Here is a 21,572-nt window from a genome sequence, read left to right on the forward strand (position 1 = left end):
GGCAGGCCTGTCCACCGTGTTTCCCTCGTGACCCGCCGGGCGTACCGTGAACAGCGAGAACAACCCCGGGAGCAGCCATGGTGGTGGAGATTCTCAGTGCGGTCGCGGTCGCGGGCGGTGCTTGGCTCGCGACCAGCCTTCGCGTGGTGAAACAGTACGAACGCGGTCTCGTGTTCCGATTCGGGCGGGTGCGCCCCGCCATCCGGGAGCCGGGACTCGCGCTGCTGGTGCCGATCGCGGACAGGCTGCAGAAGGTCAACATGCAGATAGTCACGATGCCGATTCCCGCGCAGGACGGCATCACCCGCGACAACGTCACCGTCCGGGTGGACGCGGTCGTGTACTTCAAGGTGATCGACCCGGTGCTCGCCGCGGTCAACGTGCAGGACTACCGCTCGGCCGTCGGCCAGGTCGCGCAGACCTCCCTGCGGTCCATCATCGGCAAGAGCGACCTCGACGACCTGCTGTCGAACCGCGAACGGCTGAACGAGGGCCTGGAGCTGATGATCGACAGCCCGGCGCTGGACTGGGGCATCCACATCGACCGCGTCGAGATCAAGGACGTCGCGCTGCCGGAGTCGATGAAACGCTCGATGTCGCGCCAGGCCGAAGCCGAACGCGAACGGCGGGCACGGGTCATCTCGGCCGACGGGGAGTTGCAGGCGTCGCACAAGCTTTCGCAGGCGGCGGCGACCATGGCCGACACCCCGGCGGCGTTGCAGCTGCGGTTGCTGGAGACGGTCGTGCAGGTTTCGGCGGAGAAGAACTCGACGCTGGTCCTGCCGTTCCCGGTGGAGCTGCTGCGCTTCCTCGACGCGAACACGCCCAAGAAGGAGGCGCCTCCGGAGGAGCCGGAGGTCTCGGAAAGCAACGGTCAGGTGGCGCCGGCGCCGAGGGAACCGGGCGACGTGGGTCAGGTCTCGTGAGTGGTAAGGACGGTTAGAACCGTCCTTGTCACTCACGAGGCCCGACACTCACTCGAGCTCGCCGTTCACCCCGAGAATGATCATCGTCCCGATGAAACCGACGTACAGCGCGATCACGACGTACGCGACGATCACCGCCGCGAGCGCCATGCCGCGCCCGCCCGCCTCGCCGCGGTTCGCCCTCGCCAGCCCGATGTGCCCCAAAATCAGCCCGACGATCACCGTCACACAGGAGCAGATCCCGACGAGCGAGCACACCAGTCCGGCGATCGCCATCCCGTTGTCCTGCGACCGCGGGGGAGCGACCGCCGCGTACGGGTTGTACGGCTGCGACGGCGGATATGCCGCGGGCAACGGCACGGGCGTGTAGACCGACGGGACCGGCGGCTCCGGCGCCGCGTAGGGCGGCGGCACGGGCTCGGCGGTCAGCGGGTCGATGGCCTGCCCGTACGTCTCGATCGGAACCGGAACGGAAGCCGGCTCGGGCTCGGGAGGGGGCTCCGGGGCGGAAGCCGAAGGCACCTCGAACGGAGCGGGCGGCTCGAACGGCGGAGGCGGCGTGAAGGGCGCCGGCGGCTGAAAGGGCTGCGGGCCCGACACGGTCTCGGCCGCCGAAGACACCACAGTCGGGTCCGAGAAGGTGTTCGAGTCGGTGTAGGACGACGTCGACGGTGTGTCCTGCGAGTCGGAACTGCTCATCCGGTTGCCCCCTGGTTCGTGCGGGACACCACCGTATCGTCCGAACGGGTCACGAGACGCCTACGGCTCCGATCGCGAGCACCACGAAAACGAACCAGAGGATGAGCGGGATCAGCCAAAGCGCGGTCACGACGTACCCGATGATCATGCCCGCCTGCGCCATGCCCTGACCGCCGGCTTCACCGCGTTTGGCCTTGGAAAGCGCGATGTGCCCGAAGATGATCCCCAGGATCGCCGGGAAGCACATGACGAGCCCGATCAGTGAGCACACCAGCGACGCCACGGCCATGCCCTGGTCCGGCGGCCGCACATAGGTCTGCTGGACGTAGTACTGCTGTGACGGCGGCTGGTAAGGCTGGAGTCCGTAGGGCTGCTCGAATTGACCGGACGGCTGCTGCCCATACGGGTCGTACGGATTCGTCATGGTGGTCCCCTCGTCGACGAGGACCGTATCGCTACCGGAAAGCCCCGTGTTTCGCGGCGATGTTCAGCGCGACGGGGATCGCGATGGCGTACAGGACGATCATCAGGTAGCCGACGACGAACGCGGCGAGCGCCATGCCCTTGCCGCCCACCTCGCCGCGCCGGGCCTTCGCGAAGGCGACGTGGCCCATGACGATCCCGGGGATCACGGACACCAGCCCGATCAGCCCGAAGAGTGAAAAGATCAGGGCGGCCATCGCCAGGCCGGAGTCCTTGCTCCGCGCAGGGGCCTGGTTCGGGAAGGCGTACTGCTGGTGCGGCGGGAATCCGCCGAAAGGCTGCTGAGCCACGTTTCGTCCCCCTCGGACTGTGATCGGCTTGTCACTGTAGTGGCATGGTCACGGATGGCGTACGCGTGACTGCGCTCATAGCGGGGGCCCACGTCAGGCGTCATACTCACCGGTAACCCAGCGCCGGGAGCCCGGCGCGCGCGAATTTAGGGAGCAGCGATGGCTCGCCTCGCCCAGACCGCCGGCTTGACCGACGTGCAGTCCGAAATCCTGGCCACGGTCCGCCAGTTCGTGGACAAGGAGGTCATCCCGCGCGCGCAGGAGCTGGAGCATTCCGACACCTATCCCGCCGACATCGTCGAGGGGATGAAGGAGATGGGCCTGTTCGGGCTCACCATCCCGGAGGAGTACGGCGGTCTCGGTGAATCGCTGCTGACCTACGCGCTCGTGGTGGAGGAGATCGCGCGCGGCTGGATGAGCGTCTCCGGCGTCATCAACACGCACTTCATCGTCGCGCACATGATCTCCCGTCACGGGACGCCGGAGCAGAAGCAGCACTTCCTGCCGCGGATGGCGACCGGTGAGGTCCGCGGCTCGTTCTCGATGTCCGAGCCGGACCTCGGCTCCGACGTCGCCGCGATCAAGACCCGCGCCCGCAAGACCGACGACGGTTACGTCATCGACGGTTCGAAGATGTGGCTGACCAACGGCGGCAGCTCCAACCTGATCGCGCTGCTCGTCAAGACCGACGAAGGCGCCGAGAAGGCCCACCAGAACCTGACCACGTTCCTGGTCGAGAAGCCCGAGGGCTTCGGCGAGGTCGCTCCCGGCCTCACCATCCCCGGCAAGATCGACAAAATGGGCTACAAGGGCGTCGACACCACCGAAGCCGTGTTCGACGGCTACAAGATCGGCGCCGACAAGGTCCTCGGCGAAGCGCCGGGCAAGGGCTTCGCGTACATGATGGACGGTGTCGAGGTCGGCCGCGTCAACGTCGCCGCCCGCGCCTGCGGCATCGCGATCCGCGCGTTCGAGCTCGCCGTCGAGTACGCCCAGCAGCGCAAGACCTTCGGCAAGGCCATCGCCGAGCACCAGGCGGTCGCGTTCAAACTCGCCGAGATGGCCACCAAGGTCGAGGCCGCGCACCTGATGATGGTCAACGCCGCCCGCCTCAAGGACTCCGGCGAGCGCAACGACGTCGAGGCCGGCATGGCCAAGCTGATCGCCAGCGAGTACTGCGCCGAAGTCACCCAGGACTCGTTCCGCATCCACGGCGGTTATGGCTACTCCAAGGAGTACGAGATCGAACGGCTCATGCGCGAGGCGCCGTTCCTGCTCATCGGCGAAGGCACCAGCGAGATCCAGAAGACCATCATCAGCCGCGGTCTGCTTCGCGAGTACAAGTCCCGCTCCTGAGGGAGCTGAAGGACGCCTTCACCACATCTGATGTGGTGAAGGGCGCTTTCGTCGCGTCCCACGCGACGAAAGCGCCCTTCAGCTCACGTTCGCGCCTTTCGCCCGTCCTTGAGAAGATGGACCAGGACGGGCGAGAGGTGATTACGTGAGTGCTCCCTTTGGCGGAAGCGGCCGGGCCGCGGGCGGGCTGCCCAGGCTGCCGACCCCGCCTTCCGGCTGGCCGATCGGTTCCTACGCGACGTACGGCGAAGCCCAGCAAGCAGTCGGTTTCCTCGCGGAGAAGGAGTTCGGGGTCGCCGACGTGACCATCGTCGGCGTCGACCTGATGCTCGTCGAGCGCGTCGTCGGCAGGCTGAGCTGGGGCCGCGTGCTCGGCACAGGCGCGGTGTCCGGCGCGTGGTTCGGCCTGATCATCGGGCTGCTGCTGGGCATGTTCAACAACCAGGGTTTCGCCTGGCAGCCCATGATCGGCGGGCTCGTGCTCGGCATCCTGGCGTGGACGGTCTTCGCCGCGATCAGTTACAGCATGTCCCGCCGCGACTTCTCCTCCGCGAGCCAGCTGGTCGCGGGCCGTTATGACGTGCTCTGCCAGCCGCGTTCGGCCGAACAGGGGCGTGAGCTCCTGGCCCAGCTGGCGTTGGGCGGCCGCCCCGCCGGATGACATTCGGCGGTACTCGTTCACCTGTTCGCCGTGCGGTCCGCTGAATCGTTACCGATACTGCTTGCGGGCGGTGATCGCCCGGAATAGGTTGCACAACACCAGTCGGGCGGTCATGTACTCCAGCGTGTCCGCCCGAGCACTAGCACGTCGGGGTGCTGGCGCGCGGGCTTCTTCAACGCGTCCTAGTGCCGCCGCTCCCCGAGCGTGCGCGGGTGAGGAGGCCTCATGGGGAAGAGGATGAGCGCGAGCCGGAGGGGCCGCTCACCAGGCCGCACCGGCTCGCTACTCGGCGCGGCGGCGCTGACGGCCGGCTTGCTGGCGGGTTGCGGTTCGGACGCCGGGCTGAAGATCAACGTCTACTACGCGCCCGAAGACAATTTCCAGTCCGTTGTGGACGATTGCACCAAGGCCTCCGGCGGACGCTACGAGGTCGTGTACAACAAGCTCCCGCGCCCGGCCGACGGCCAGCGGGAACAGATGGTACGACGGCTGGCCGCCGGGGACGATTCGCTCGACGTACTGGGGCTGGACGTCACCTGGGTCTCGGAGTTCGCCGAGGCGGGCTGGGTCGACGAATGGACGGGTGAAGCCAAGGCCGAGGCGACCGCGGGTGTCCTGCCGGGACCGCTCGAAACCGCCACGTGGAACGGAAAGCTCTACGCGGCGACCAAGAACACCAACGTCCAGCTGCTCTGGTACGACGACCGCCTGACCCCGACGCCGCCGAAGACCTGGGACGAGATGATCCAGCAGGCACAGGCGCTCAAGGCGCAGGGCAAACCGGCGAACGTCGTGTTCACCGGCGCGCAGTACGAGGGCCTGGTCGTCATCTACAACACGCTCGTCGAGTCGGCGGGCGGCAAGATCCTGTCCGACGACGGCAAGTCGGTCGTGATGGACGAGGGCGCGGTCAAGGCGCTGGAGATGCTCAAGAAGGTCACCACGGCCGGGATCACCGACCCGTCGCTGACCAACTCCAAGGAGGACGAGGTCCGCCAGGCCTTCCAGCGCGGGAACGCCGCCTTCGAGCTGAACTGGCCGTTCGTCTACGCCTCCTACGCCAAGGAGAAGAAGGACGAGCTGCGGCACTTCAAGTGGACCACCTATCCGGAGTTCGAAGCGGGCAAGCCGGCCAAGACCACGATCGGTGGCTACAACCTGGCGGTCAGCTCGACCTCGAAGCACAAGGCCGAGGCCTACGAGGTCGCGCTGTGCCTGCGCAGCGCGAAGAACCAGAAGTTCTCCGCGCTCAAGGACGGTGTCCCGCCGACGATCGAATCGCTCTACACGGACACGCTGCCGCTCGACGCGACGGCGCCGCAGAGTGACGACAACCCGAGTATGGAAACGAAGTACCCGATGCGGGAAACGATCCTGGAGGCCCTCAAGGACGCCGCGGTGCGTCCGCTGACCCCGGCCTACCAGAACGCCTCGACGGTGTTGTCGAAGGTGCTCTCCCCGCCCTCCGCCATCGATCCGCAGAAGACGGCGGAAAAGCTCAAAGAAGAACTCGCCGACGCGCTCCAGTCGAAGGGGGTGATCCCGTGACCGTGCAGGAAACCGCAGGCTCGGCGACCGCGGCCGAACCGGGCAAGAAGGCCAAACCCGTTCTCAGCGAAGGAAAGAAGGCCGAGCGCAGACTCGGGCTGTGGCTGTGCGCCCCGGCGGCGATCGTGATGATCGCGGTCACCGGGTACCCGATCATCTACTCGATCTGGCTCTCCCTGCAGCGCTACGACCTCAGGTTCCCGGCGCAGCAGGAGTTCGTCGGCCTCGACAACTACATCGCGGTGCTGTCCAACGGTTATTGGTGGACCGCGTTCGGGACGACGATGGGGTTGACCATCGTTTCGGTGGCGATCGAGTTCGTCCTGGGCATGGGGCTCGCGCTGATCATGCATCGGACGCTGGTCGGGCGGGGCCTCGTGCGGACGGTCGCCCTGATCCCGTACGGCATCGTGACGGTGGTCGCGGCGTTCTCCTGGTACTACGCCTGGACGCCGGACACGGGCTACCTGGCCAACCTGTTCTTCCCGGACAGCGCGCCGCTGACCGAGTACTGGCCGTCGCTGGCGATCATCGTGCTGGCCGAGGTGTGGAAGACGACGCCGTTCATGGCTCTGCTGCTGATGGCGGGCCTGGCACTGGTGCCGGACGACCTGCTGAAGGCGGCGGCGATGGACGGCGCGACGGCGTGGCAGCGGTTCACGAAGGTGATGCTGCCGGTGATGAAGCCGGCGATCCTGGTGGCGCTGCTGTTCCGCACCCTGGACGCGTTCCGCATCTTCGACAACATCTTCGTGCTCACGAACGGCGCGCAGGACACGTCGTCGGTGTCGATGCAGACCTACAACAATTTGGTCAAGGGGCTGAACCTCGGGATCGGGTCGACGATGGCGGTGCTGATCTTCATCACGGTGGCGATCATCGCGTTCATCTTCATCAAGGTGTTCGGCACGGCCGCACCCGGTAGCGACAATGGGGGTAAGCGCTGATGGCCATCGGTGGAGCGGTCACTCCCGGCCGCAAGTTCAAATGGGGCCTCGTCGACATCCTCGTGCTGGTGTTCGCGCTGTTCCCGGTGCTCTGGGTGGTCTCGCTTTCGTTCAAGACCAAGGAGACCCTGGACGACGGGAACTTCATCCCGTCCGAATGGACGTGGCAGAACTACGCGGACATCTTCGAGACCACGGAGTTCATCAGGGCGCTGGTGAACTCGATCGGGATCGCGATCATCGCGACGGTGATCGCGGTCGTCCTCGGCACGATGGCGGCGTACGCGATCGCGCGGCTGGACTTCCCCGGCAAGCAGGTGCTGGTCGGGATGTCGCTGCTCATCGCGATGTTCCCGCAGGTGTCGCTGGTGACGCCGCTGTTCAACATCGAACGTGAGCTGGGCCTGTTCGACACCTGGCCGGGGCTGATCCTGCCCTACATCACGTTCGCGCTGCCGCTGTCGATCTACACGCTTTCCGCGTTCTTCCGGGAAATCCCGTGGGAGCTGGAAAAGGCGGCGAAGATGGACGGCGCGACCCCGGCGCAGGCGTTCCGGAAGGTGATCGCGCCCCTGGCGGCACCGGGGGTGTTCACCACCGCGATCCTGGTGTTCATCTTCTGCTGGAACGACTTCCTGTTCGCGATCTCGCTGACCTCGACCGAGGCCTCGCGCACGGTCCCGGCGGCGCTGTCGTTCTTCACCGGGTCGTCGCAGTTCGAAGACCCGACCGGGACGATCTCCGCGGCCGCCGTGGTGATCACCGTCCCGATCATCCTGTTCGTGTTGTTCTTCCAGCGTCGCATCGTGGCGGGGCTGACGTCCGGTGCGGTGAAGGGCTGACCCATGGCTGAAATCGTTCTCGAAAAAGTGTCCAAGAAGTACCCCGACGGCGCCCTCGCGGTGTCCGAAGTGGACATCACGATCGCCGACGGTGAGTTCATCATCCTGGTCGGCCCGTCCGGCTGCGGGAAGTCCACGACGCTGAACATGGTCGCGGGACTGGAGGACATCTCCTCCGGCGAGCTGCGCATCGACGGCCAGCGCGTCAACGAGAAGGCGCCGAAGGACCGCGACATCGCGATGGTGTTCCAGTCCTACGCGCTGTACCCGCACATGAGCGTGCGGGAGAACATGGCGTTCCCGTTGCGGCTGGCGAAGGTCGACGACCGGACGGTGCGGGCGAAGGTCGAGGAGGCGGCGCAGATCCTCGATCTGACCGGGCACCTGGACCGCAAACCGGCGAACCTCTCCGGTGGTCAGCGGCAGCGCGTCGCGATGGGACGCGCGATCGTCCGCAACCCCAAGGCGTTCCTGATGGACGAGCCACTGTCCAACTTGGACGCGAAGCTCCGCGGCCAGATGCGGACGTCGGTGTCGAAGATCCAGAAACAGCTGGGCACGACGACGCTCTACGTCACGCACGACCAGACCGAGGCGATGACCCTCGGCGACCGGGTCGTCGTGCTCCGGGCCGGTTACGTCCAGCAGATCGGCTCGCCGCAGTTCCTCTACGACAACCCGGCGAACCTGTTCGTGGCCGGGTTCATCGGCAGCCCGTCGATGAACTTCGTGCCCGCGACGCTGGAGAACGGGAAGGCCCGCAGCGCGCTGGGCGACATCCCGCTCACCGACCGGGTGCGGCAGCTGGTCGAAGCCGCCGACGCGCCGCGTGAGGTCATCGTCGGTATCCGGCCGGAGCATTTCGAAGACGCCGCGCTGGTCGACGCCGCCGCTCGCCAGGGCGCGACGTTCACCGCCCACGTCGACGTCCTCGAATCGATGGGTTCGGAGAAGTTCGCGCACTTCTCCGTCGAAGGTGAGGCCGCGTCGTCGTCCGACCTCGCGGATCTCGCCGCCGACAGTGGTTCCTCGGACGTTCCGGGTGCCGAGTCGCAGATCGTGGCCCGTCTCTCGGCGGCGTCTTCCGCGGCGGAGAACCAGGATGTCGAGCTGTGGTTCGACGCGGACAAGATCAAGCTGTTCGACGGGGCCAGCGGCAAGAACCTGACCTACACCGACTAGTCCTGTAGCGCGTGAAGGCCCCCTTCCCTCGGCTCAGCCGCGGGAAGGGGGCCTTCACGCGCTTCCCCACCTTCGGCGGTTTACCTCACCTGGGGTGATCGGGAATCCTCCGGGTACCGAGAGAAGGGCGCCTGCCTTGCCGAAGAAGCTGACCCGCCGACTCCTGCAGGGCCTGGCCGGAGCGGTCCTCATCACCACGCTCGCGCCGGCCGTCGCCTGGGCCGAACCCCCACCGGCATTGCCGTCGAACGCGACCGAAGCCGACCGCACCTGGCAGCCGGCGTTCGACTACGACACCGACGGCTGCTACCCGACGCCCGCGATCTCGCCGGCCGGCGTGGTGGCCACCGGGCTCAAGAACTCCGGAGCCCTCAACGGTCAGTGCCGCGACCGGTCGGACCTCGACAACACCAACTCCTACGCCCGCTCGAAGTGCAACAACGGCTGGTGCGCCCACCTCTACGACCTGTACTTCGAAAAGGACCAGGCCGTCCCGGGCATCGACTGCTGCGGGCACCGACACGACATCGAACACGTCGTCGTCTGGGTCAACGAGGGCCAGGCCCGGTACGTCTCGACGTCCGCGCACGGCAACTACTCCACCTACGACCGCTCCAAGGTCGCCTGGGAGGGGACGCACCCGAAGATCGTCTATCACAAGGACGGCGCGAGCACGCACTGCTTCCGCATCGCGAGCGCGACCGAACCGCCGGAGAACCACTACAACGCCTGGCAGTACCCGGACCTCGTCAGCTGGGACGGGTTCCCGCCCGGTGTCCGGGACACGCTCGTCCGCGCCGATTTCGGCAGCGCGAGCCTGGCCATCAAGGACGGCTCCTTCGAATACAACCTGGGGAAGGCCAAACCGGCGGGCATCCCCTTCGATCCCAACGTCTGAGGAGGATCAGTACTCGCTCTCGGGCAGGGCGAGCCACAGCACGAGATAGACGATGAACTGCGGACCGGGCAGCAGGCAGGACAGCACGGCGAGCAGGCGGACCTTGCCCGGCGTGGTGCCGAAGCGTTTGGCGAGACCGGCGCAGACGCCGCCGATCATGCGGCCCTGGCGCGGTCGGGTCAGGCGGGCGGCTACGGGGTTCGTCACGGTTCTTCCCTCTCGATCGTCACGGTGTGTGAAACCCATTCTCGTCTCGTGCCGGCCCCGCCGCATCCCACCGCGGAACGAAACGCACCCCTAAGGGCGTGAAATCGCGGTGAGGCGGTCACCTGGGAAAACGTGGCGGACCCTGTGTTCTTCGCCCGTAGGGGCTGGTGTTCCGCGATCTTTTGACGATACTGCTCCGGTGCCCTCGAAGACACTCAGCGCGGTGATCTGCGGTTTGTTCCTCGTCTCGGCCTGTTCCACTCCGGAACCGGCGGTGACGCCGTCGACCACGGCGGGTGAGGAGGCCTTGACCGCTTCCGAGGCGCTCGGGGAATACTCGTCGCTCGATTACTGCAGCCTCGTCGACCAGCGAAAAGTGATCGGCGGCGGAAACGCGGTCAAACCGCCGTTGACCTCTTTCGAAGACTGCCGTCTCGAATTCGTCGAGGGCGCCAATCGCTACACCGTGACCACCGGCCCGATCACTTCCGGGCAGGATCCGAACAATCAGCCGTACGAATACGCCGGGCCGTTGCCGGAAGGCGTCAGCGTCCAGCGGTCGACGTTCAACGAGGACACCGCCTGCACCCGGTTGCTCACCTTCGCCGACGGGATCAGGCTGTCCATCGTGGTGACCTCCGACGACACGGCACCCGCCGATCAGGCCGACCGCTGCCGGATCGCCGACGCGACGGTCGACGGCGCGGCCGGGGTGATCGGCACGCGCAAGGTCGGGCGGCTGAACCTGGACCAGCGTTCGTGGGGCCGCGTCGCCCCGTGCGCGCCGCTCGACCAGCACGAGCTCGACGCCGCCGCCGGCCCGGAGACCAAACCGGCCCCGGCGCTGTCCGGGCACAGCTGCATCCGCGGCAAGGTCGGTTTCACGCTCTCGGTGGGCGCGGACACCACGCCGGGCGCGACGGAGGCGCTCGGCGGGCGGCAGGTGCAGGTGGCGACGTCCGGCGCGTTCTGCCAGGTGACCACGCACCGGCCGATCCCAGGCACCCCGGACCGGGTCGAGCAGGCGATGCTCTCGGTGGTGGGCGTCGACGGGGCACCGGAAGAGGCCACCTGCGCGGCGGCGCGGGAAGTCGCCGCCGCGGTGTTCCCGAAGCTCCCCTGACGCGTTTCGTCCTCTAGATGCGGTAGTTGCACGCGCAAGGACCGCATCCAGAGGACTGAACGCGGGCTAGCGCAGCCGGGGCAGGCGGAACGAGCACATCGCCTCGTCCAGGGCCTCGACGTCCAGGGGCGGATGCGGCAGCGGGGTGGCGCGGCCGGGTTCGGCGCGCAGGCCGTCCAGCAGCATCGCGAGGCACCGGCGCCACAGGTCCGGCTGGATACCGTGCGTGAACTCGATGACCGAGCCGAGCATCTGGTGCAGGAGCGGTATGTCCGTCGGCATGAAATCGGCGCGGAGGACGCCTGCCGCCTGAGCCCGTTCGACGAGCTCTGTGATCAACGGCACCATGCGGGATTTCGCTTCGGCGACGCGCTCCTGGCCGAAGACGTTCGACAGCATGACTTCGCGTAACCCGCGGTCACCGGCGTGCAGTTCGGCCGCGCGCCACGTGAAGCCCGCGAATCCTTCCCAAGGGTCTTCGGCGCGAAGCGCTTCTTCGGCGAACTCGCGGATCGTCTCGAACTGGTCGACGAACATGGCCTCGACCAGGTGTTCCTTGCTCGGGAAACGGCGATAGACGGTGCCGACGCCGACGCCCGCGTGATGTGCGACGTCGTCGAGGGTCGCTTCGAGCCCGCGCTCACCGAAGACGGTGTGCGCCGCCGCGATGATGCGCTGCCGATTGAGTTCAGCATCGCGCCGCAGCGGCCGCGCCGGTGCGGCGGGAGCGAGTTCCCGAGCCATCCGTCCAGCTTAACAAACGAAGTAGAGGACACTTCTCCACTTCTTGTGTACCTTGGGCTCAGAAAGGGGAGATACCTACTCCACATAGCTTCTTCGTCACTATCGGTGAGGAAACCGCCCGTATGTCTGATTCATCCACCGCTGTCGCCACGCCGCCGGGGGACGCGGCCGCGCAGCACACCAATCCGCACCACGCCAGGAGATGGCTGATCCTGGTGATGATCGGCCTCGCCCAGCTGATGGTGGTGCTGGACGCCACCGTCGTGAACATCGCGCTCCCGTCGGCGCAGCAGGACCTCGGCTTCTCGAACGACGCGCGCCAGTGGGTCGTCACCGCCTACGCGCTCGCGTTCGGCAGCCTGCTCCTGCTGGGCGGGCGGCTCGCGGACCTCTTCGGCCGCAAACGCGCCTTCCTCGTCGGGCTCGCGGGCTTCGCCATCGTGTCCGCGATCGGCGGCGCCGCGACCAGCATCGAAATGCTGCTCGTCGCCCGCGCCGCACAGGGTGTCTTCGGCGCGCTTCTCGCACCGGCCGCCCTTTCGCTGCTGACCACGACGTTCACCGACCCGAAGGAACGCGGCAAGGCGTTCGGCGTCTTCGGCGCGATCGGCGGTGGCGGCGCGGCGATCGGCCTGCTGCTCGGCGGCGTGCTGACCGAGTACCTCGACTGGCGCTGGTCGATGTACGTCAACATCATTTTCGCGGTGATCGCGTTCGCCGGTTCCGCCGTCCTGCTGAAGAACTCCGAGACCGACGGTCCGCGCCCGAAGCTCGACATCCCGGGCACGATCACCGCGTCGGCCGGTCTCTTCGCGCTCGTCTACGGTTTCGCGAACGCCGAGCGTGACTCGTGGTCCTCGGTGTCGGTCTGGGGTTTCCTCGCCGCCGGCGTGGTCCTGCTGGCCGCGTTCGTGGTGATCCAGCAGCGGGTCTCGCATCCGCTGCTGCCACTGCGGGTGCTGCTCGACCGCGACCGCGGCGGGTCGTACCTCGCGATGTTCCTGCTCGCCATCGGGATGTTCTCGATCTTCCTGTTCCTCACCTTCTACATCCAGCTGAACCTCGGGTTCACGCCGGTGCAGAGCGGGGTCGCGTTCCTGCCGATGGTGGCGACCCTGATGGCGAGCGCGACGTCGGCGACGGCCGTGCTGCTGCCGAGGTTCGGTGCGAAACCGTTGGTGTCACTGGGAATGCTGATCGCCGGCGCGGGCCTGTTCTGGCTCTCGGCCATCGACACCACCAGCACGTACGCCGGCGGGGTGCTGTTCCCGCTGATGGTCATGGGCGTCGGCATCGGCCTCGCCATGGCGCCCGCGATGAGCGTCGCGACCTTCGGCGTCGACACGCACGACGCCGGTGTCGCGTCGGCGGCGGTCAACACCGCGCAGCAGGTCGGCGGCTCGATCGGGACCGCGCTGCTGAGCACCCTGGCCGGTAACGCGGCGACGTCGTTCACGGCGGGGAAGGTGCCTTCGGCGCAGCTGGCGGCGGAAGCGGCTGTGCACAGTTACACGACCGCGTTCGTGTGGGGCGGGTGGATCTTCGTCATCGGGGCGGTGATCTGCGGGCTGCTGCTGCGGTCGGGTGCTCCGGCGAAGGCTTCCGAAGGCGCTTCGGAGGGTGCACCGGTCGCCGTGCACATGTAGGTCGCGAACGCTAGGAACGGTCCTTTCCTTGCGAATTTTGCAAGGAAAGGACCGTTCCTAGCACGCGGAGGGGGCTGAAGGGGACTTTCCCCGCATGGCCTGCGGGGAGGGCGTCTTTCGCCCGCCGCCGGATGTCATGAAAGGGTCGTTCAGGACAAGAAGCGTCCTGAACGACCCTTTCATGACACTTGAAGGGACCATCAGCGGGACTGTGACCGCACGGCCTCGAAGACCTCGTCGTCCCACCGGTGCGTCCTGATCAACCGGTACCGTTCGCAAGCCACCCACAGATACGCCTCGGCGTCCGTCCGCGCGCCGATCAGGTCCGCCTGCCGCAGCATCGCCACCACCGGCACGAACTCCTCGTCGAACCAGCGCTGCGCGAGCGTCGCGCGGTCCGAGTACGCGCCTTCGTCCTGCATCAGCCGGAAACCCCAAGCCTCCACGTGCTCGCCGAGCCGCGCGTAGTCCCACGGATCCGTGAACACCACCGAAGCCCGCGCGTGCCCCGAAAGCGGGACGCGTTCGAGGAACAGCCGCCGGTAGTCCTTGACGATCAGGTCGCCGCGGTACCGGATCCCGCTCGGGTCCAGTTTGGTCCGCACCTCGGTGACCATCGCCTCTATTGTGGACAGTCGCATCGCGTGCGCCACCGAAACGCGGTGGTGCCCGTCGATGATGAAATGCAGTTCGCCGACGCGGTACACCTCGATCGGCGGAATCGACTCACCGCGCCGGGTGGCCAGTGCCAGCCGCTCCCAGCGTTCCCGGACGCGCCCGGACGTCGGGCGGAAGCGCCGGTCGAAGTCGCGGCCGCGGTCGACGCTGCCGACGATCGAATCGAGCCGGATCACCCGCGCCCCGATCTTGCGTTCGCCGAGATAGCCGAGCGCGTCGACCACCTCGTGGAACGGCAGCATGATGTTGACGTCGTCGGGTTCGCGGCGCAGCCAGTTCGCCAGCCGGGACAGCACCTGACGCCGTCGCGCGCGGAGGAAGTCGTGCTCCGCGTCCGCGCGGGGAAAGCCCGTGTCCTTCATGAGAACTCCATGATCCGGTGCCCGACCACGTTGCGGACCGTGGTCGGACCGACCACCCGGTCCGGCACGGGTTCACCGTGCGGGTGGATATGCCCGTGCAGCAACCACTTCGGGCGCAACAACTCGATCGTGCGATGGAGACAGTCGAACCCGCGGTGCGGCGGATCCTCGCGGTCGCCGCAGTGCCGCGGTGGCGCGTGCGTGAGCAGGACGTCGACGCCTCGTCCGTCCCGCCAGCGGCGGAGCCGGGCCCGGCGCACGAGCCGCCGGGCACGCCGCGCCTGCTGGCGTTGGGTCCACTGGTTCGGGCCGTCGTTGTAGCGCACCGAACCGCCGAGCCCGGCGAACCGGAGCCCGCCGACGTCGACGACCCGGCCGTCCGCGTTCACCCCGCCCGCCGGCCCGGGCCACACGGTCGGGAAACCGTCCTTCATGGACAGTCCGCCGTAGCGCGTGTAGCCGGACAGATCGGGGTCGTGGTTGCCGGGAACGAAGACACACGGCACGTCGAGCGCGCCCGCCAGGAACTCGAGATAGTCGTACGGCAGGTCGCCGGCGCCGATCACGAGGTCGGCCGGGTGGTTGCGGACGGCGGACGTCCACAGCCGCTCCTCGACCTCGTCCGCGACCACCAGCGCTTTCACGCGCTCCAGGGTAATGCCGGCGGCGCTACTTCGGGCCGTGCGCGAACGCGGGGTCCTTGGCGATGATCGCGACGACGATGCCGAGCCAGACGACGCAGAACGCCAGCGCCCAGAACTTGAGGTTGGTCAGGATCCTTGGCATGGGGAACTCCAGGTACTACCGAAAGCGGGAAGAGGTCAGAGCCAGCGGTTCTTCCTGAATATTCGGTAGAGCAGGATGCAGACGCCGAAGATGACCGTCATCGCCACCGGGTAGCCGAAGCGCCAGTGCAGCTCCGGCATGTAGTCGAAGTTCATCCCGTAGATACCGGCCAGCGCCGTGGGGACCGCGATGATCGCCGCCCACGCGGTGATCTTGCGCATGTCGGTGTTCTGCTGGAGCGTGATCTTCGCCAGTGTCGCGTCGACCAGGGTGGTCAGCAGTTCGTCGAAGTTCGCGACCCGCTCCGCCACGGTCGTCAGGTGGTCGGAGACGTCACGGAAGTACGAGCGGACCTCGTCCGGGATCAGCCGCGTGTACCCCTCGGCGAGGCGCTGCAGCGGGGTGCCCAGCGGCATGACCGCGCGCCGCAGCTCCAGCACCTCGCGCTTCATGAAGTAGATCTGCTCGGCGCTCACCTTGGACCGTGGCGCGAAGACGTGCGTCTCCATCTCGTCGATGTCCGCCTCGATGGCGGTGGTGACGTCGAGGTAGTGGTCGACGACGTGGTCCGCGATCGCGTGCAGCACGGCGGACGGCCCGAGGTCGAGCCGCTCCGGGTCCTGGTCGAGTTCGCGGCGCAGCCGGGCGAGCCCCGAGTGGTTCCCGTGCCGCACGGTGATCACGAAGTCGCGGCCGAGGAACGCCATCAGCTCGCCGGTCTCGACGATCTCGTTCGCCGTCGCGGGCGACTCGTGCTCGACGTACCGGACGGTCTTCAGCACCATGAACAGCGTGTCGTCGTAGCGCTCCAGCTTCGGCCGCTGGTGTGCTTCGAGCGCGTCCTCGACGGCCAGCTCGTGCAGGCCGAACGTGTCCGCGATGCCCTGGATCTGGACCGCGTCGGGCTCGTGCAGGCCGATCCAGACGAACCCGGCGTGCCGCTTGCGCACCTCTTTGATGGCCTCGGCGTGCGTCCAGCGGCCGGGCAGGCGCTTGCCCTCCACGTACACCGCGCAATCGACGACGTACGCCGAAAGGGGGACGGGCAGCGGGCGTTCGGGGACGCTCTTGGCGCGGCCGTTGCTCCGGCCGCGAAGGCCGCCGAGCGAGGGAATGGCAGGCATGGGATCTCCTGGGCAGACGTCGTGCGTTGATGCGCGAAGACGACGGGCCAAGCGGTCGGGGAGCCGCTCGGCTAGGCCAGCGTTCCCGGTTTCGTCAGCCCTGCCAGGTGGGGATCCGGCGAGATGTGAAGGCGGAAACGCTGCGACTACTAGGAAGCGGACTATCGCCACTGGACATCGGGTTCCTCACCTCCTCGGCTCGGCGGACGGTTACGCAGTGGTGTGGGTCGCGTTGACGGCCCGACACCAATGGTCGATGGTACTCCTCAACATGAAGGCCTGTCGTTCCAGGCTCACGCCGCGTTACTCGTGCAGGAGGAATGGGTGCAGTTCGGTCGCTATTACGAAGAGTTCGAGGTCGGTGCGGTCTACAAGCACTGGCCGGGCAAAACGGTCACCGAGTACGACGACCACCTGTTCTGTCTCATCACCATGAACCACCATCCGCTGCACCTCGACGCGCACTACGCGGAGGAGACCACCGACTTCGGCAAGAACGTCGTGGTCGGCAACTACATCTACTCGCTGCTGCTGGGGATGTCCGTGCCCGACGTGTCCGGCAAGGCGATCGCGAACCTCGAGGTCGAATCGCTGAAGCACGTGAAGCCGACCTTCCACGGTGACACGATCTACGGCGAGACCGAGGTGCTGGACAAGACGCCGTCGAAGTCGAAGGACGACCGGGGCGTCGTCTACGTCGAGACCCGCGGCTACAAGCAGGACGGCACGATCGTGTGTGTCTTCCGTCGCAAGGTGATGGTGCCGAAGCGGTCTTACGGTGACAGCCGGGGCGGTGAACAGCCCGGCCGTCCCGTCCCGCACGAATAATGGGTGTCACGAACGGGAAGAGGGAGCGCGTCGATGCCCATCGGGCTGGATGAGATCAAGAGCCGTCTGCGGAAGTTCGCGACGGTCGAGGCGGCCGGTGTTTCGCCGCTGTACGAGCACCTGGCGGTGAAGGCGGCCGAGGACGACGACGTCGCCGGGCTCCTGACCGACGCGCGTGGCGGTGAAGCGCGCGGAACGCTGCTCCTGGCGACGGCGCACCGGCTCATCCAGGCCGACCCCATCCACCCGCTCTCGCGGTACTACCCGTCCGTCGGCGGTTTCGACGGCGTGGACTCGGAAACGTGGCCGCTGTTCCGCTCGTTCCTGCTGGAACGGGCGGACAAGGCCAGGGCGATCATCTCCTCGCGGTACACGCAGACCAACGAGGTCCGCCGGGCCGCGCTGCTCTACCCCGCGATGACGACGGCCGCGAAGGAGGCGGGCGGCAAGATCGCGCTGCTCGAGGTCGGCTGCAGCGCGGGGCTGCTGCTGGGCATGGACAAATACGCCTACCGCTACCAGTGCGACGGCGGCGAACAGCTCACCGCCGGGCCGGCGAAGACCGCGGTCGGCCTGCACTGCGCGCTGGACCTCGCGCCCGGTGCCGTCACGCCGAAGGTGCCGAAGAAGCTGACGATCACCGCCCGCGCCGGCCTCGACCGCGCGCCGGTGGACCTGGCCGACGAGGACGAACTGGCCTGGCTCGAAGCGTGCGTCTGGGCCGACCAGCCGGACCGGATCAGGCTCCTGCGCACGGCCGCGGCGGCTCAGGCCAAGCAGCGGCCGGAGCTGATCGAGGGCGACGCCGTCGACGATCTGGCCGCCGCGGCGGCCACGCTGCCCGCCGACGCGCCGCTCGTGGTCTTGACCAGTCACGTGCTGGCCTATCTGGGGGAGCGGCGGGCGGACTTCATCGAGGCGCTCAAGAAGCTCGCCGCGGACCGGCCGCTGTGGTGGGTCAGCGAGGAGTTCTACGCCGCCGCTCTGGAGGCCCTGGTGCCCGGCAGGACCGAGCTGGCCGAACCGGTGGACCAGGCCGTGCTCGGGCTCGTGCGCTGGGACTCCGGCGTCCCGGACGTGCGAGCGCTGGCCCGGACGGCCCCGCACGGGCAGCGGATGACCTGGCTGCCCGTTTAGCCACGTTTACCCATTCGGCTCTCCGCGGATGCCGGCAATGCGTAGGGAAGGCCGCTTTTCACCTCTTGTGCTGCTTTATCCCGGCGACTTTCGCCGAATCGGGCACAGCGGGTGTCAAGCCGGCGGGAACTAGCCGGTCGGCAGCACTCCCCAATCGCGGAGAGTGACGAAGAGGAGTTCGGCCAAGTGGCCGCCTTCGTCGAGTTCGATCAAGGTTCCGGCGTCGATCCACCGGGCGTCGGTGGCGTCGTCCCCGGCACGGAGAGTGCCGCCGGTGACCGCGCAGGCGTAGTCGTGGATGTCATACGGGCCACGGTGGACGTTGCCGACGAGTGTGCCCGGCATCACGTCGAGCCCGGTCTCTTCGCGCATCTCCCGGATCACGGCCGCTTCGTCCGATTCGCCTGGTTCGACGCGCCCGCCGGGGACCGACCAGAGTCCACGTCCGGGTTCATTCGCGCGCCGGATCAGCAGAATTCGCCCCAGTTCGTCGTGGACGATGCCGCCTACGCAGCGGACGGTGCTGTCCGAAACGGTGTTCATTCCCGAATGGTAGACGCGGGCTTCCTGACAATGGCTGTCCTGTACACGGAGAGTAGCCGTACGGTACACTTCCCCTCGCCGGCTGACCCAAGCGCGGGACTTCCCTCCCGCGCCGGTGGAAGGTGCGGTACAAAATGAATGGTCAGTATCCGCAGTCAGTCACCGTAAGAGACAGGATTGATCGCTGTGAACGCGAAAAAGCTCCTCACTTTCGCAGGAATCGCGTTGGTGCTGTTCTTCGTGATCGCGCAGCCAGGTCAGGCCGCGGGCCTCGTGGGAAACATCATCGGCTTCCTGCGTGACTCGGCCGAATCGGTGATCACCTTCGTCAGCAACGTCTTCAGCTAGCGGGGGAGCGGATACTCTATCGGTATGTTCGCCCCACGCGATCCAGACGAGTATCTCCTCGACACCGAGCGGCGGGTCATCCGGATCCGCCGGCACTGGGCTGTGCTGTTGTGGGAAACCTTCGAGACGGCCGCGTTGCTGGCCGTCTGCGTCCTGGTCTCCTACCTGTTGCCGCCCGCCGCGTGGGTCATCCAGAACATCCTCTGGTATGCCGCGTTGCTCATCATCCTGCGCTTCGCGTACGTGGTGATGGAGTGGTGGGTCGAGCGCCTGGTGGTCACGGACAAGCGGTTCGTCATGACCACCGGTGTCTTCACCACGAAAGTGCTGATGATGCCGATCACCAAGGTCACCGACCTCACCTACGAGCGTTCGGCGTGGGGCCGGATGATGGGGTACGGGACCATGGTGGTCGAGTCCGCCGGTCAGATCCAGGCGCTGAACCGCATCGACTACCTGCCGAAGCCGGAAGAGTTCTACGACACGATTTCCGAGCTCGTCTTCGGCGACAAGCAAAAGCAGGCCGAGCGCTTTTCGATGATCAAGGCGCAGCGTGCGGCGCGCGGCAAGAAGAAGGTCGGTTAGCGCAGGTCCCGGGGTCGCTGTGACCTGGAGCATCGTCGATACTGAGCGGCGATGCGCATCGACCTGCACGCCCACTCCACCGCCTCCGACGGCACCGACAGCCCTGCCGGGCTGGTCGCCGCCGCCGCGAAGGCGGGCCTCGACGTAGTCGCGATCACCGATCACGACACCACGGCCGGCTGGGCCCCGGCCGCCGAGGCACTTCCGCCGGGGCTCACGCTGGTCCCCGGCGCCGAGCTGTCCACGATCTCCGTCGATCCGGTGACCGGGCGGCACATCAGCGTCCACCTGCTCGCGTACCTCTTCGATCCGGCGTCGCCGTCGGTCGTCGCCGAGCAGACCCGGCTGCGGTCGGAGCGGCGGTGGCGGCTGCGCGTGATGGCCGAGCGGATGGCCGCCGACGGTCTTCCGGTCGATCCCGACGAGGTCATGTCGCTGCTGCCGGAGGACGGTTCGGCCGGGCGGCCGCATCTCGCGCAGGCCCTGGTGCGGGCGGGCGTCGTCTCGTCGGTGAACGAGGCCTTCGCGAGCTATCTCGGCAACGGCAGCGGCTACTTCGTGGCGCGGCAGGACACGCTCGTGGAGGACGCGATCGACATGATCGAGGCGGCGGGTGGCGTCACCGTCATCGCGCACCCCTTCGCCTACACGCGCGGCGCGACCATCACCGTCGACGTGCTCGCCGGGCTGGCCGCGCACGGGCTCACCGGTGTCGAGGTCGACCACCCGAACCACGACGAGGAGACCCGCGTCCAGCTGCACGGGCTGGCGGGGGAGCTGGGGCTGGTGCGCACCGGTTCGAGCGACTACCACGGCACGAACAAGACCATCGATCTCGGCGACGAGACCACCGACCCGCTCGCGCTCGAAGAACTCGTCGCGCGGTCGACCGGCTACCAGGTCGTGACACGATGACGATCACGGACTTCTTCGACGCGCGCCTGTTCATGAGCGCGACGATCACGCTGATCGTCATCATGGACCCGCCCGGCACGGTGCCGGTGTTCCTGAGCCTGACCGGCCGCAAATCGGTGGCGTTCCGCGCCAAGGCCGCGCGGCAGGCGGTGCTGGTCTCCTTGCTGGTGATCTCGCTGTTCGCCGTCGCGGGACAAGCGATCCTGTCGTATCTCGGGATCGGGATCCCGGCGCTGCAGGGCGCGGGCGGGCTGTTGCTGCTGCTCATCGCGCTGCAATTGCTGACCGGCAAGACCGGCGGCGAAGCCGAGGCGGCGGGCGACGACGTCAACGTCGCCCTCGTGCCACTCGGGACACCGCTGCTCGCCGGTCCGGGCGCGATCGCCGCGACCATCGTCTTCGTGCGGCAGGCCGATGGGCACGTCGGCGCGTACGTGGCTCTCGCGCTTTCGATCGTGACGGTGCACTTCGTGCTGTACCTGTGCATGCGGTACTCGGGCGTGGTCATCCGGCTGATCAAGGAAAGCGGGATCACGCTGCTGGCGAAGATCGCCGGTCTGCTGCTCGCCGCGATCGCGGTCGAGCTGGTGGCGAACTCGGTGAAGGGCTTCATCTCGGGGACGTGACGCCGACCGTGGGCTCGCCCGGCCGATGCCATGAAAGTGTCTTTCCTTGCAAAATTCGCAAGGAAAGACACTTTCATTGCGCGCGGGC

General features: G+C 67.4%; 25 protein-coding genes. 16 read left to right on the forward strand and 9 right to left on the reverse strand.

Features of this window, described 5'->3' with window-relative positions:
• Positions 1-77 precede the first annotated feature (77 nt).
• Complete coding sequence (locus ACOCEP_RS16590; protein ID WP_482338211.1) at positions 78-926, forward strand: slipin family protein; 849 nt, start codon at positions 78-80, stop codon at positions 924-926.
• 48 nt (positions 927-974) lie between these two features.
• Here the strand turns inward: ACOCEP_RS16590 and ACOCEP_RS16595 are convergent, their stop codons facing one another.
• Genes ACOCEP_RS16595 through ACOCEP_RS16605 form a run of 3 tightly spaced genes read right to left on the reverse strand, consistent with a single transcriptional unit; the run spans position 975 to position 2,398 of the window.
• The gene (locus ACOCEP_RS16595) at positions 975-1,625 is read right to left on the reverse strand and encodes a DUF4190 domain-containing protein (RefSeq protein WP_482338212.1); all 651 of its coding nucleotides are present in this window, start codon (positions 1,623-1,625) and stop codon (positions 975-977) included.
• A 49-nt stretch (positions 1,626-1,674) separates the two neighbouring features.
• Positions 1,675-2,049: a DUF4190 domain-containing protein gene (locus tag ACOCEP_RS16600; RefSeq protein WP_482338214.1), complete on the reverse strand. Its 375-nt coding sequence runs from the start codon at positions 2,047-2,049 to the stop codon at positions 1,675-1,677.
• Between the two features lie 31 nt (positions 2,050-2,080).
• Positions 2,081-2,398, reverse strand: coding sequence for a DUF4190 domain-containing protein (locus tag ACOCEP_RS16605; RefSeq protein ID WP_482338216.1), 318 nt, complete (start codon positions 2,396-2,398; stop codon positions 2,081-2,083).
• A 159-nt stretch (positions 2,399-2,557) separates the two neighbouring features.
• Between ACOCEP_RS16605 and ACOCEP_RS16610 the strand changes: the two genes are divergently transcribed.
• The 7 genes from ACOCEP_RS16610 (at position 2,558) to ACOCEP_RS16640 (ending at position 9,832) form a co-directional block, all read left to right on the forward strand.
• Complete coding sequence (locus tag ACOCEP_RS16610; protein ID WP_482338217.1) at positions 2,558-3,754, forward strand: acyl-CoA dehydrogenase family protein; 1,197 nt, start codon at positions 2,558-2,560, stop codon at positions 3,752-3,754.
• A gap of 145 nt (positions 3,755-3,899) precedes the next feature.
• Positions 3,900-4,415: a YflT domain-containing protein gene (locus ACOCEP_RS16615; RefSeq protein ID WP_482338219.1), complete on the forward strand. Its 516-nt coding sequence runs from the start codon at positions 3,900-3,902 to the stop codon at positions 4,413-4,415.
• A gap of 225 nt (positions 4,416-4,640) precedes the next feature.
• Positions 4,641-5,963, forward strand: a complete 1,323-nt coding sequence (locus tag ACOCEP_RS16620) for an ABC transporter substrate-binding protein (RefSeq protein ID WP_482338220.1) — start codon at positions 4,641-4,643, stop codon at positions 5,961-5,963.
• Positions 5,960-6,910: a carbohydrate ABC transporter permease gene (locus tag ACOCEP_RS16625; RefSeq protein WP_482338222.1), complete on the forward strand. Its 951-nt coding sequence runs from the start codon at positions 5,960-5,962 to the stop codon at positions 6,908-6,910. The genes ACOCEP_RS16620 and ACOCEP_RS16625 overlap by 4 nt, the downstream gene beginning before the upstream one ends.
• A complete protein-coding gene (locus ACOCEP_RS16630) occupies positions 6,910-7,752 on the forward strand; it encodes a carbohydrate ABC transporter permease (protein ID WP_034313318.1) in 843 nt (280 codons plus the stop codon). Before ACOCEP_RS16625 ends, ACOCEP_RS16630 begins: the two co-directional genes overlap by 1 nt.
• 3 nt (positions 7,753-7,755) lie before the next feature.
• A complete protein-coding gene (locus tag ACOCEP_RS16635; RefSeq protein ID WP_482338224.1) occupies positions 7,756-8,934 on the forward strand; it encodes an ABC transporter ATP-binding protein in 1,179 nt (392 codons plus the stop codon).
• Positions 8,935-9,070: 136 nt separating this feature from the next.
• The gene (locus ACOCEP_RS16640; RefSeq protein WP_482338225.1) at positions 9,071-9,832 is read left to right on the forward strand and encodes an NPP1 family protein; all 762 of its coding nucleotides are present in this window, start codon (positions 9,071-9,073) and stop codon (positions 9,830-9,832) included.
• A 6-nt stretch (positions 9,833-9,838) separates the two neighbouring features.
• Here the strand turns inward: ACOCEP_RS16640 and ACOCEP_RS16645 are convergent, their stop codons facing one another.
• Positions 9,839-10,039: a PspC domain-containing protein gene (locus tag ACOCEP_RS16645; RefSeq protein ID WP_034313416.1), complete on the reverse strand. Its 201-nt coding sequence runs from the start codon at positions 10,037-10,039 to the stop codon at positions 9,839-9,841.
• Positions 10,040-10,238: 199 nt separating this feature from the next.
• On the opposite strand from ACOCEP_RS16645, the gene ACOCEP_RS16650 reads away from it, so the two are divergent.
• Positions 10,239-11,162, forward strand: a complete 924-nt coding sequence (locus tag ACOCEP_RS16650; RefSeq protein WP_482338227.1) for a hypothetical protein — start codon at positions 10,239-10,241, stop codon at positions 11,160-11,162.
• A 66-nt stretch (positions 11,163-11,228) separates the two neighbouring features.
• Here the strand turns inward: ACOCEP_RS16650 and ACOCEP_RS16655 are convergent, their stop codons facing one another.
• The gene (locus ACOCEP_RS16655) at positions 11,229-11,906 is read right to left on the reverse strand and encodes a TetR/AcrR family transcriptional regulator (protein WP_482338229.1); all 678 of its coding nucleotides are present in this window, start codon (positions 11,904-11,906) and stop codon (positions 11,229-11,231) included.
• A gap of 122 nt (positions 11,907-12,028) precedes the next feature.
• Here ACOCEP_RS16655 and ACOCEP_RS16660 point away from each other — a divergent pair, with 122 nt between their 5' ends.
• The gene (locus ACOCEP_RS16660; RefSeq protein ID WP_482338231.1) at positions 12,029-13,552 is read left to right on the forward strand and encodes an MFS transporter; all 1,524 of its coding nucleotides are present in this window, start codon (positions 12,029-12,031) and stop codon (positions 13,550-13,552) included.
• A 200-nt stretch (positions 13,553-13,752) separates the two neighbouring features.
• On the opposite strand, the gene ACOCEP_RS16665 is transcribed toward ACOCEP_RS16660, so the two are convergent.
• The 3 genes from ACOCEP_RS16665 to corA form a co-directional block, all read right to left on the reverse strand.
• The gene (locus tag ACOCEP_RS16665; protein ID WP_037332111.1) at positions 13,753-14,592 is read right to left on the reverse strand and encodes a ParB N-terminal domain-containing protein; all 840 of its coding nucleotides are present in this window, start codon (positions 14,590-14,592) and stop codon (positions 13,753-13,755) included.
• Positions 14,589-15,236, reverse strand: coding sequence for a metallophosphoesterase family protein (locus ACOCEP_RS16670; protein ID WP_482338232.1), 648 nt, complete (start codon positions 15,234-15,236; stop codon positions 14,589-14,591). The genes ACOCEP_RS16665 and ACOCEP_RS16670 overlap by 4 nt, the downstream gene beginning before the upstream one ends.
• 177 nt (positions 15,237-15,413) lie before the next feature.
• Positions 15,414-16,502, reverse strand: a complete 1,089-nt coding sequence (gene corA / locus ACOCEP_RS16675) for a magnesium/cobalt transporter CorA (RefSeq protein WP_340684437.1) — start codon at positions 16,500-16,502, stop codon at positions 15,414-15,416.
• A gap of 249 nt (positions 16,503-16,751) precedes the next feature.
• Here corA and ACOCEP_RS16680 point away from each other — a divergent pair, with 249 nt between their 5' ends.
• On the forward strand, positions 16,752-17,330 hold the full coding sequence (locus ACOCEP_RS16680; RefSeq protein WP_482338234.1) for a MaoC family dehydratase: 579 nt from the start codon (positions 16,752-16,754) through the stop codon (positions 17,328-17,330).
• Between the two features lie 33 nt (positions 17,331-17,363).
• Positions 17,364-18,467, forward strand: a complete 1,104-nt coding sequence (locus ACOCEP_RS16685) for a DUF2332 domain-containing protein (RefSeq protein WP_482338236.1) — start codon at positions 17,364-17,366, stop codon at positions 18,465-18,467.
• A gap of 129 nt (positions 18,468-18,596) precedes the next feature.
• On the opposite strand, the gene ACOCEP_RS16690 is transcribed toward ACOCEP_RS16685, so the two are convergent.
• The gene (locus ACOCEP_RS16690) at positions 18,597-19,010 is read right to left on the reverse strand and encodes an NUDIX hydrolase (protein ID WP_482338237.1); all 414 of its coding nucleotides are present in this window, start codon (positions 19,008-19,010) and stop codon (positions 18,597-18,599) included.
• A gap of 186 nt (positions 19,011-19,196) precedes the next feature.
• On the opposite strand from ACOCEP_RS16690, the gene ACOCEP_RS16695 reads away from it, so the two are divergent.
• The 4 genes from ACOCEP_RS16695 to ACOCEP_RS16710 are packed head-to-tail and all read left to right on the forward strand — an operon-like array spanning position 19,197 to position 21,484.
• The gene (locus tag ACOCEP_RS16695) at positions 19,197-19,358 is read left to right on the forward strand and encodes a hypothetical protein (protein WP_005167589.1); all 162 of its coding nucleotides are present in this window, start codon (positions 19,197-19,199) and stop codon (positions 19,356-19,358) included.
• 24 nt (positions 19,359-19,382) lie between these two features.
• Positions 19,383-19,943 (forward strand): PH domain-containing protein, encoded by a 561-nt coding sequence (locus ACOCEP_RS16700; protein ID WP_034313292.1) that lies wholly within the window; start codon positions 19,383-19,385, stop codon positions 19,941-19,943.
• 51 nt (positions 19,944-19,994) lie between these two features.
• Complete coding sequence (locus ACOCEP_RS16705) at positions 19,995-20,858, forward strand: PHP domain-containing protein (RefSeq protein ID WP_482338238.1); 864 nt, start codon at positions 19,995-19,997, stop codon at positions 20,856-20,858.
• On the forward strand, positions 20,855-21,484 hold the full coding sequence (locus ACOCEP_RS16710) for a MarC family protein (protein WP_016331481.1): 630 nt from the start codon (positions 20,855-20,857) through the stop codon (positions 21,482-21,484). The genes ACOCEP_RS16705 and ACOCEP_RS16710 overlap by 4 nt, the downstream gene beginning before the upstream one ends.
• The last annotated feature ends 88 nt before the right edge of the window (positions 21,485-21,572 follow it).

The sequence above is a fragment of the Amycolatopsis sp. CA-211722 genome (assembly GCF_056828465.1).

What these genes read in the sequence shown, in the direction of transcription:
- ACOCEP_RS16680 (WP_482338234.1), top strand. Translation starts at nt 16,752, where the DNA reads ATGGTCGATGGTACTCCTCAACATGAAGGCCTGTCGTTCCAGGCTCAC.
- ACOCEP_RS16620 (WP_482338220.1), top strand. Translation starts at nt 4,641, where the DNA reads ATGGGGAAGAGGATGAGCGCGAGCCGGAGGGGCCGCTCACCAGGCCGC.
- ACOCEP_RS16630 (WP_034313318.1), top strand. Translation starts at nt 6,910, where the DNA reads ATGGCCATCGGTGGAGCGGTCACTCCCGGCCGCAAGTTCAAATGGGGC.
- ACOCEP_RS16595 (WP_482338212.1), bottom strand. Translation starts at nt 1,625, where the DNA reads ATGAGCAGTTCCGACTCGCAGGACACACCGTCGACGTCGTCCTACACC.
- ACOCEP_RS16700 (WP_034313292.1), top strand. Translation starts at nt 19,383, where the DNA reads ATGTTCGCCCCACGCGATCCAGACGAGTATCTCCTCGACACCGAGCGG.
- ACOCEP_RS16660 (WP_482338231.1), top strand. Translation starts at nt 12,029, where the DNA reads ATGTCTGATTCATCCACCGCTGTCGCCACGCCGCCGGGGGACGCGGCC.
- ACOCEP_RS16600 (WP_482338214.1), bottom strand. Translation starts at nt 2,049, where the DNA reads ATGACGAATCCGTACGACCCGTATGGGCAGCAGCCGTCCGGTCAATTC.
- ACOCEP_RS16610 (WP_482338217.1), top strand. Translation starts at nt 2,558, where the DNA reads ATGGCTCGCCTCGCCCAGACCGCCGGCTTGACCGACGTGCAGTCCGAA.
- corA (WP_340684437.1), bottom strand. Translation starts at nt 16,502, where the DNA reads ATGCCTGCCATTCCCTCGCTCGGCGGCCTTCGCGGCCGGAGCAACGGC.
- ACOCEP_RS16710 (WP_016331481.1), top strand. Translation starts at nt 20,855, where the DNA reads ATGACGATCACGGACTTCTTCGACGCGCGCCTGTTCATGAGCGCGACG.
- ACOCEP_RS16655 (WP_482338229.1), bottom strand. Translation starts at nt 11,906, where the DNA reads ATGGCTCGGGAACTCGCTCCCGCCGCACCGGCGCGGCCGCTGCGGCGC.
- ACOCEP_RS16690 (WP_482338237.1), bottom strand. Translation starts at nt 19,010, where the DNA reads ATGAACACCGTTTCGGACAGCACCGTCCGCTGCGTAGGCGGCATCGTC.
- ACOCEP_RS16705 (WP_482338238.1), top strand. Translation starts at nt 19,995, where the DNA reads ATGCGCATCGACCTGCACGCCCACTCCACCGCCTCCGACGGCACCGAC.
- ACOCEP_RS16635 (WP_482338224.1), top strand. Translation starts at nt 7,756, where the DNA reads ATGGCTGAAATCGTTCTCGAAAAAGTGTCCAAGAAGTACCCCGACGGC.
- ACOCEP_RS16665 (WP_037332111.1), bottom strand. Translation starts at nt 14,592, where the DNA reads ATGAAGGACACGGGCTTTCCCCGCGCGGACGCGGAGCACGACTTCCTC.
- ACOCEP_RS16685 (WP_482338236.1), top strand. Translation starts at nt 17,364, where the DNA reads ATGCCCATCGGGCTGGATGAGATCAAGAGCCGTCTGCGGAAGTTCGCG.
- ACOCEP_RS16590 (WP_482338211.1), top strand. Translation starts at nt 78, where the DNA reads ATGGTGGTGGAGATTCTCAGTGCGGTCGCGGTCGCGGGCGGTGCTTGG.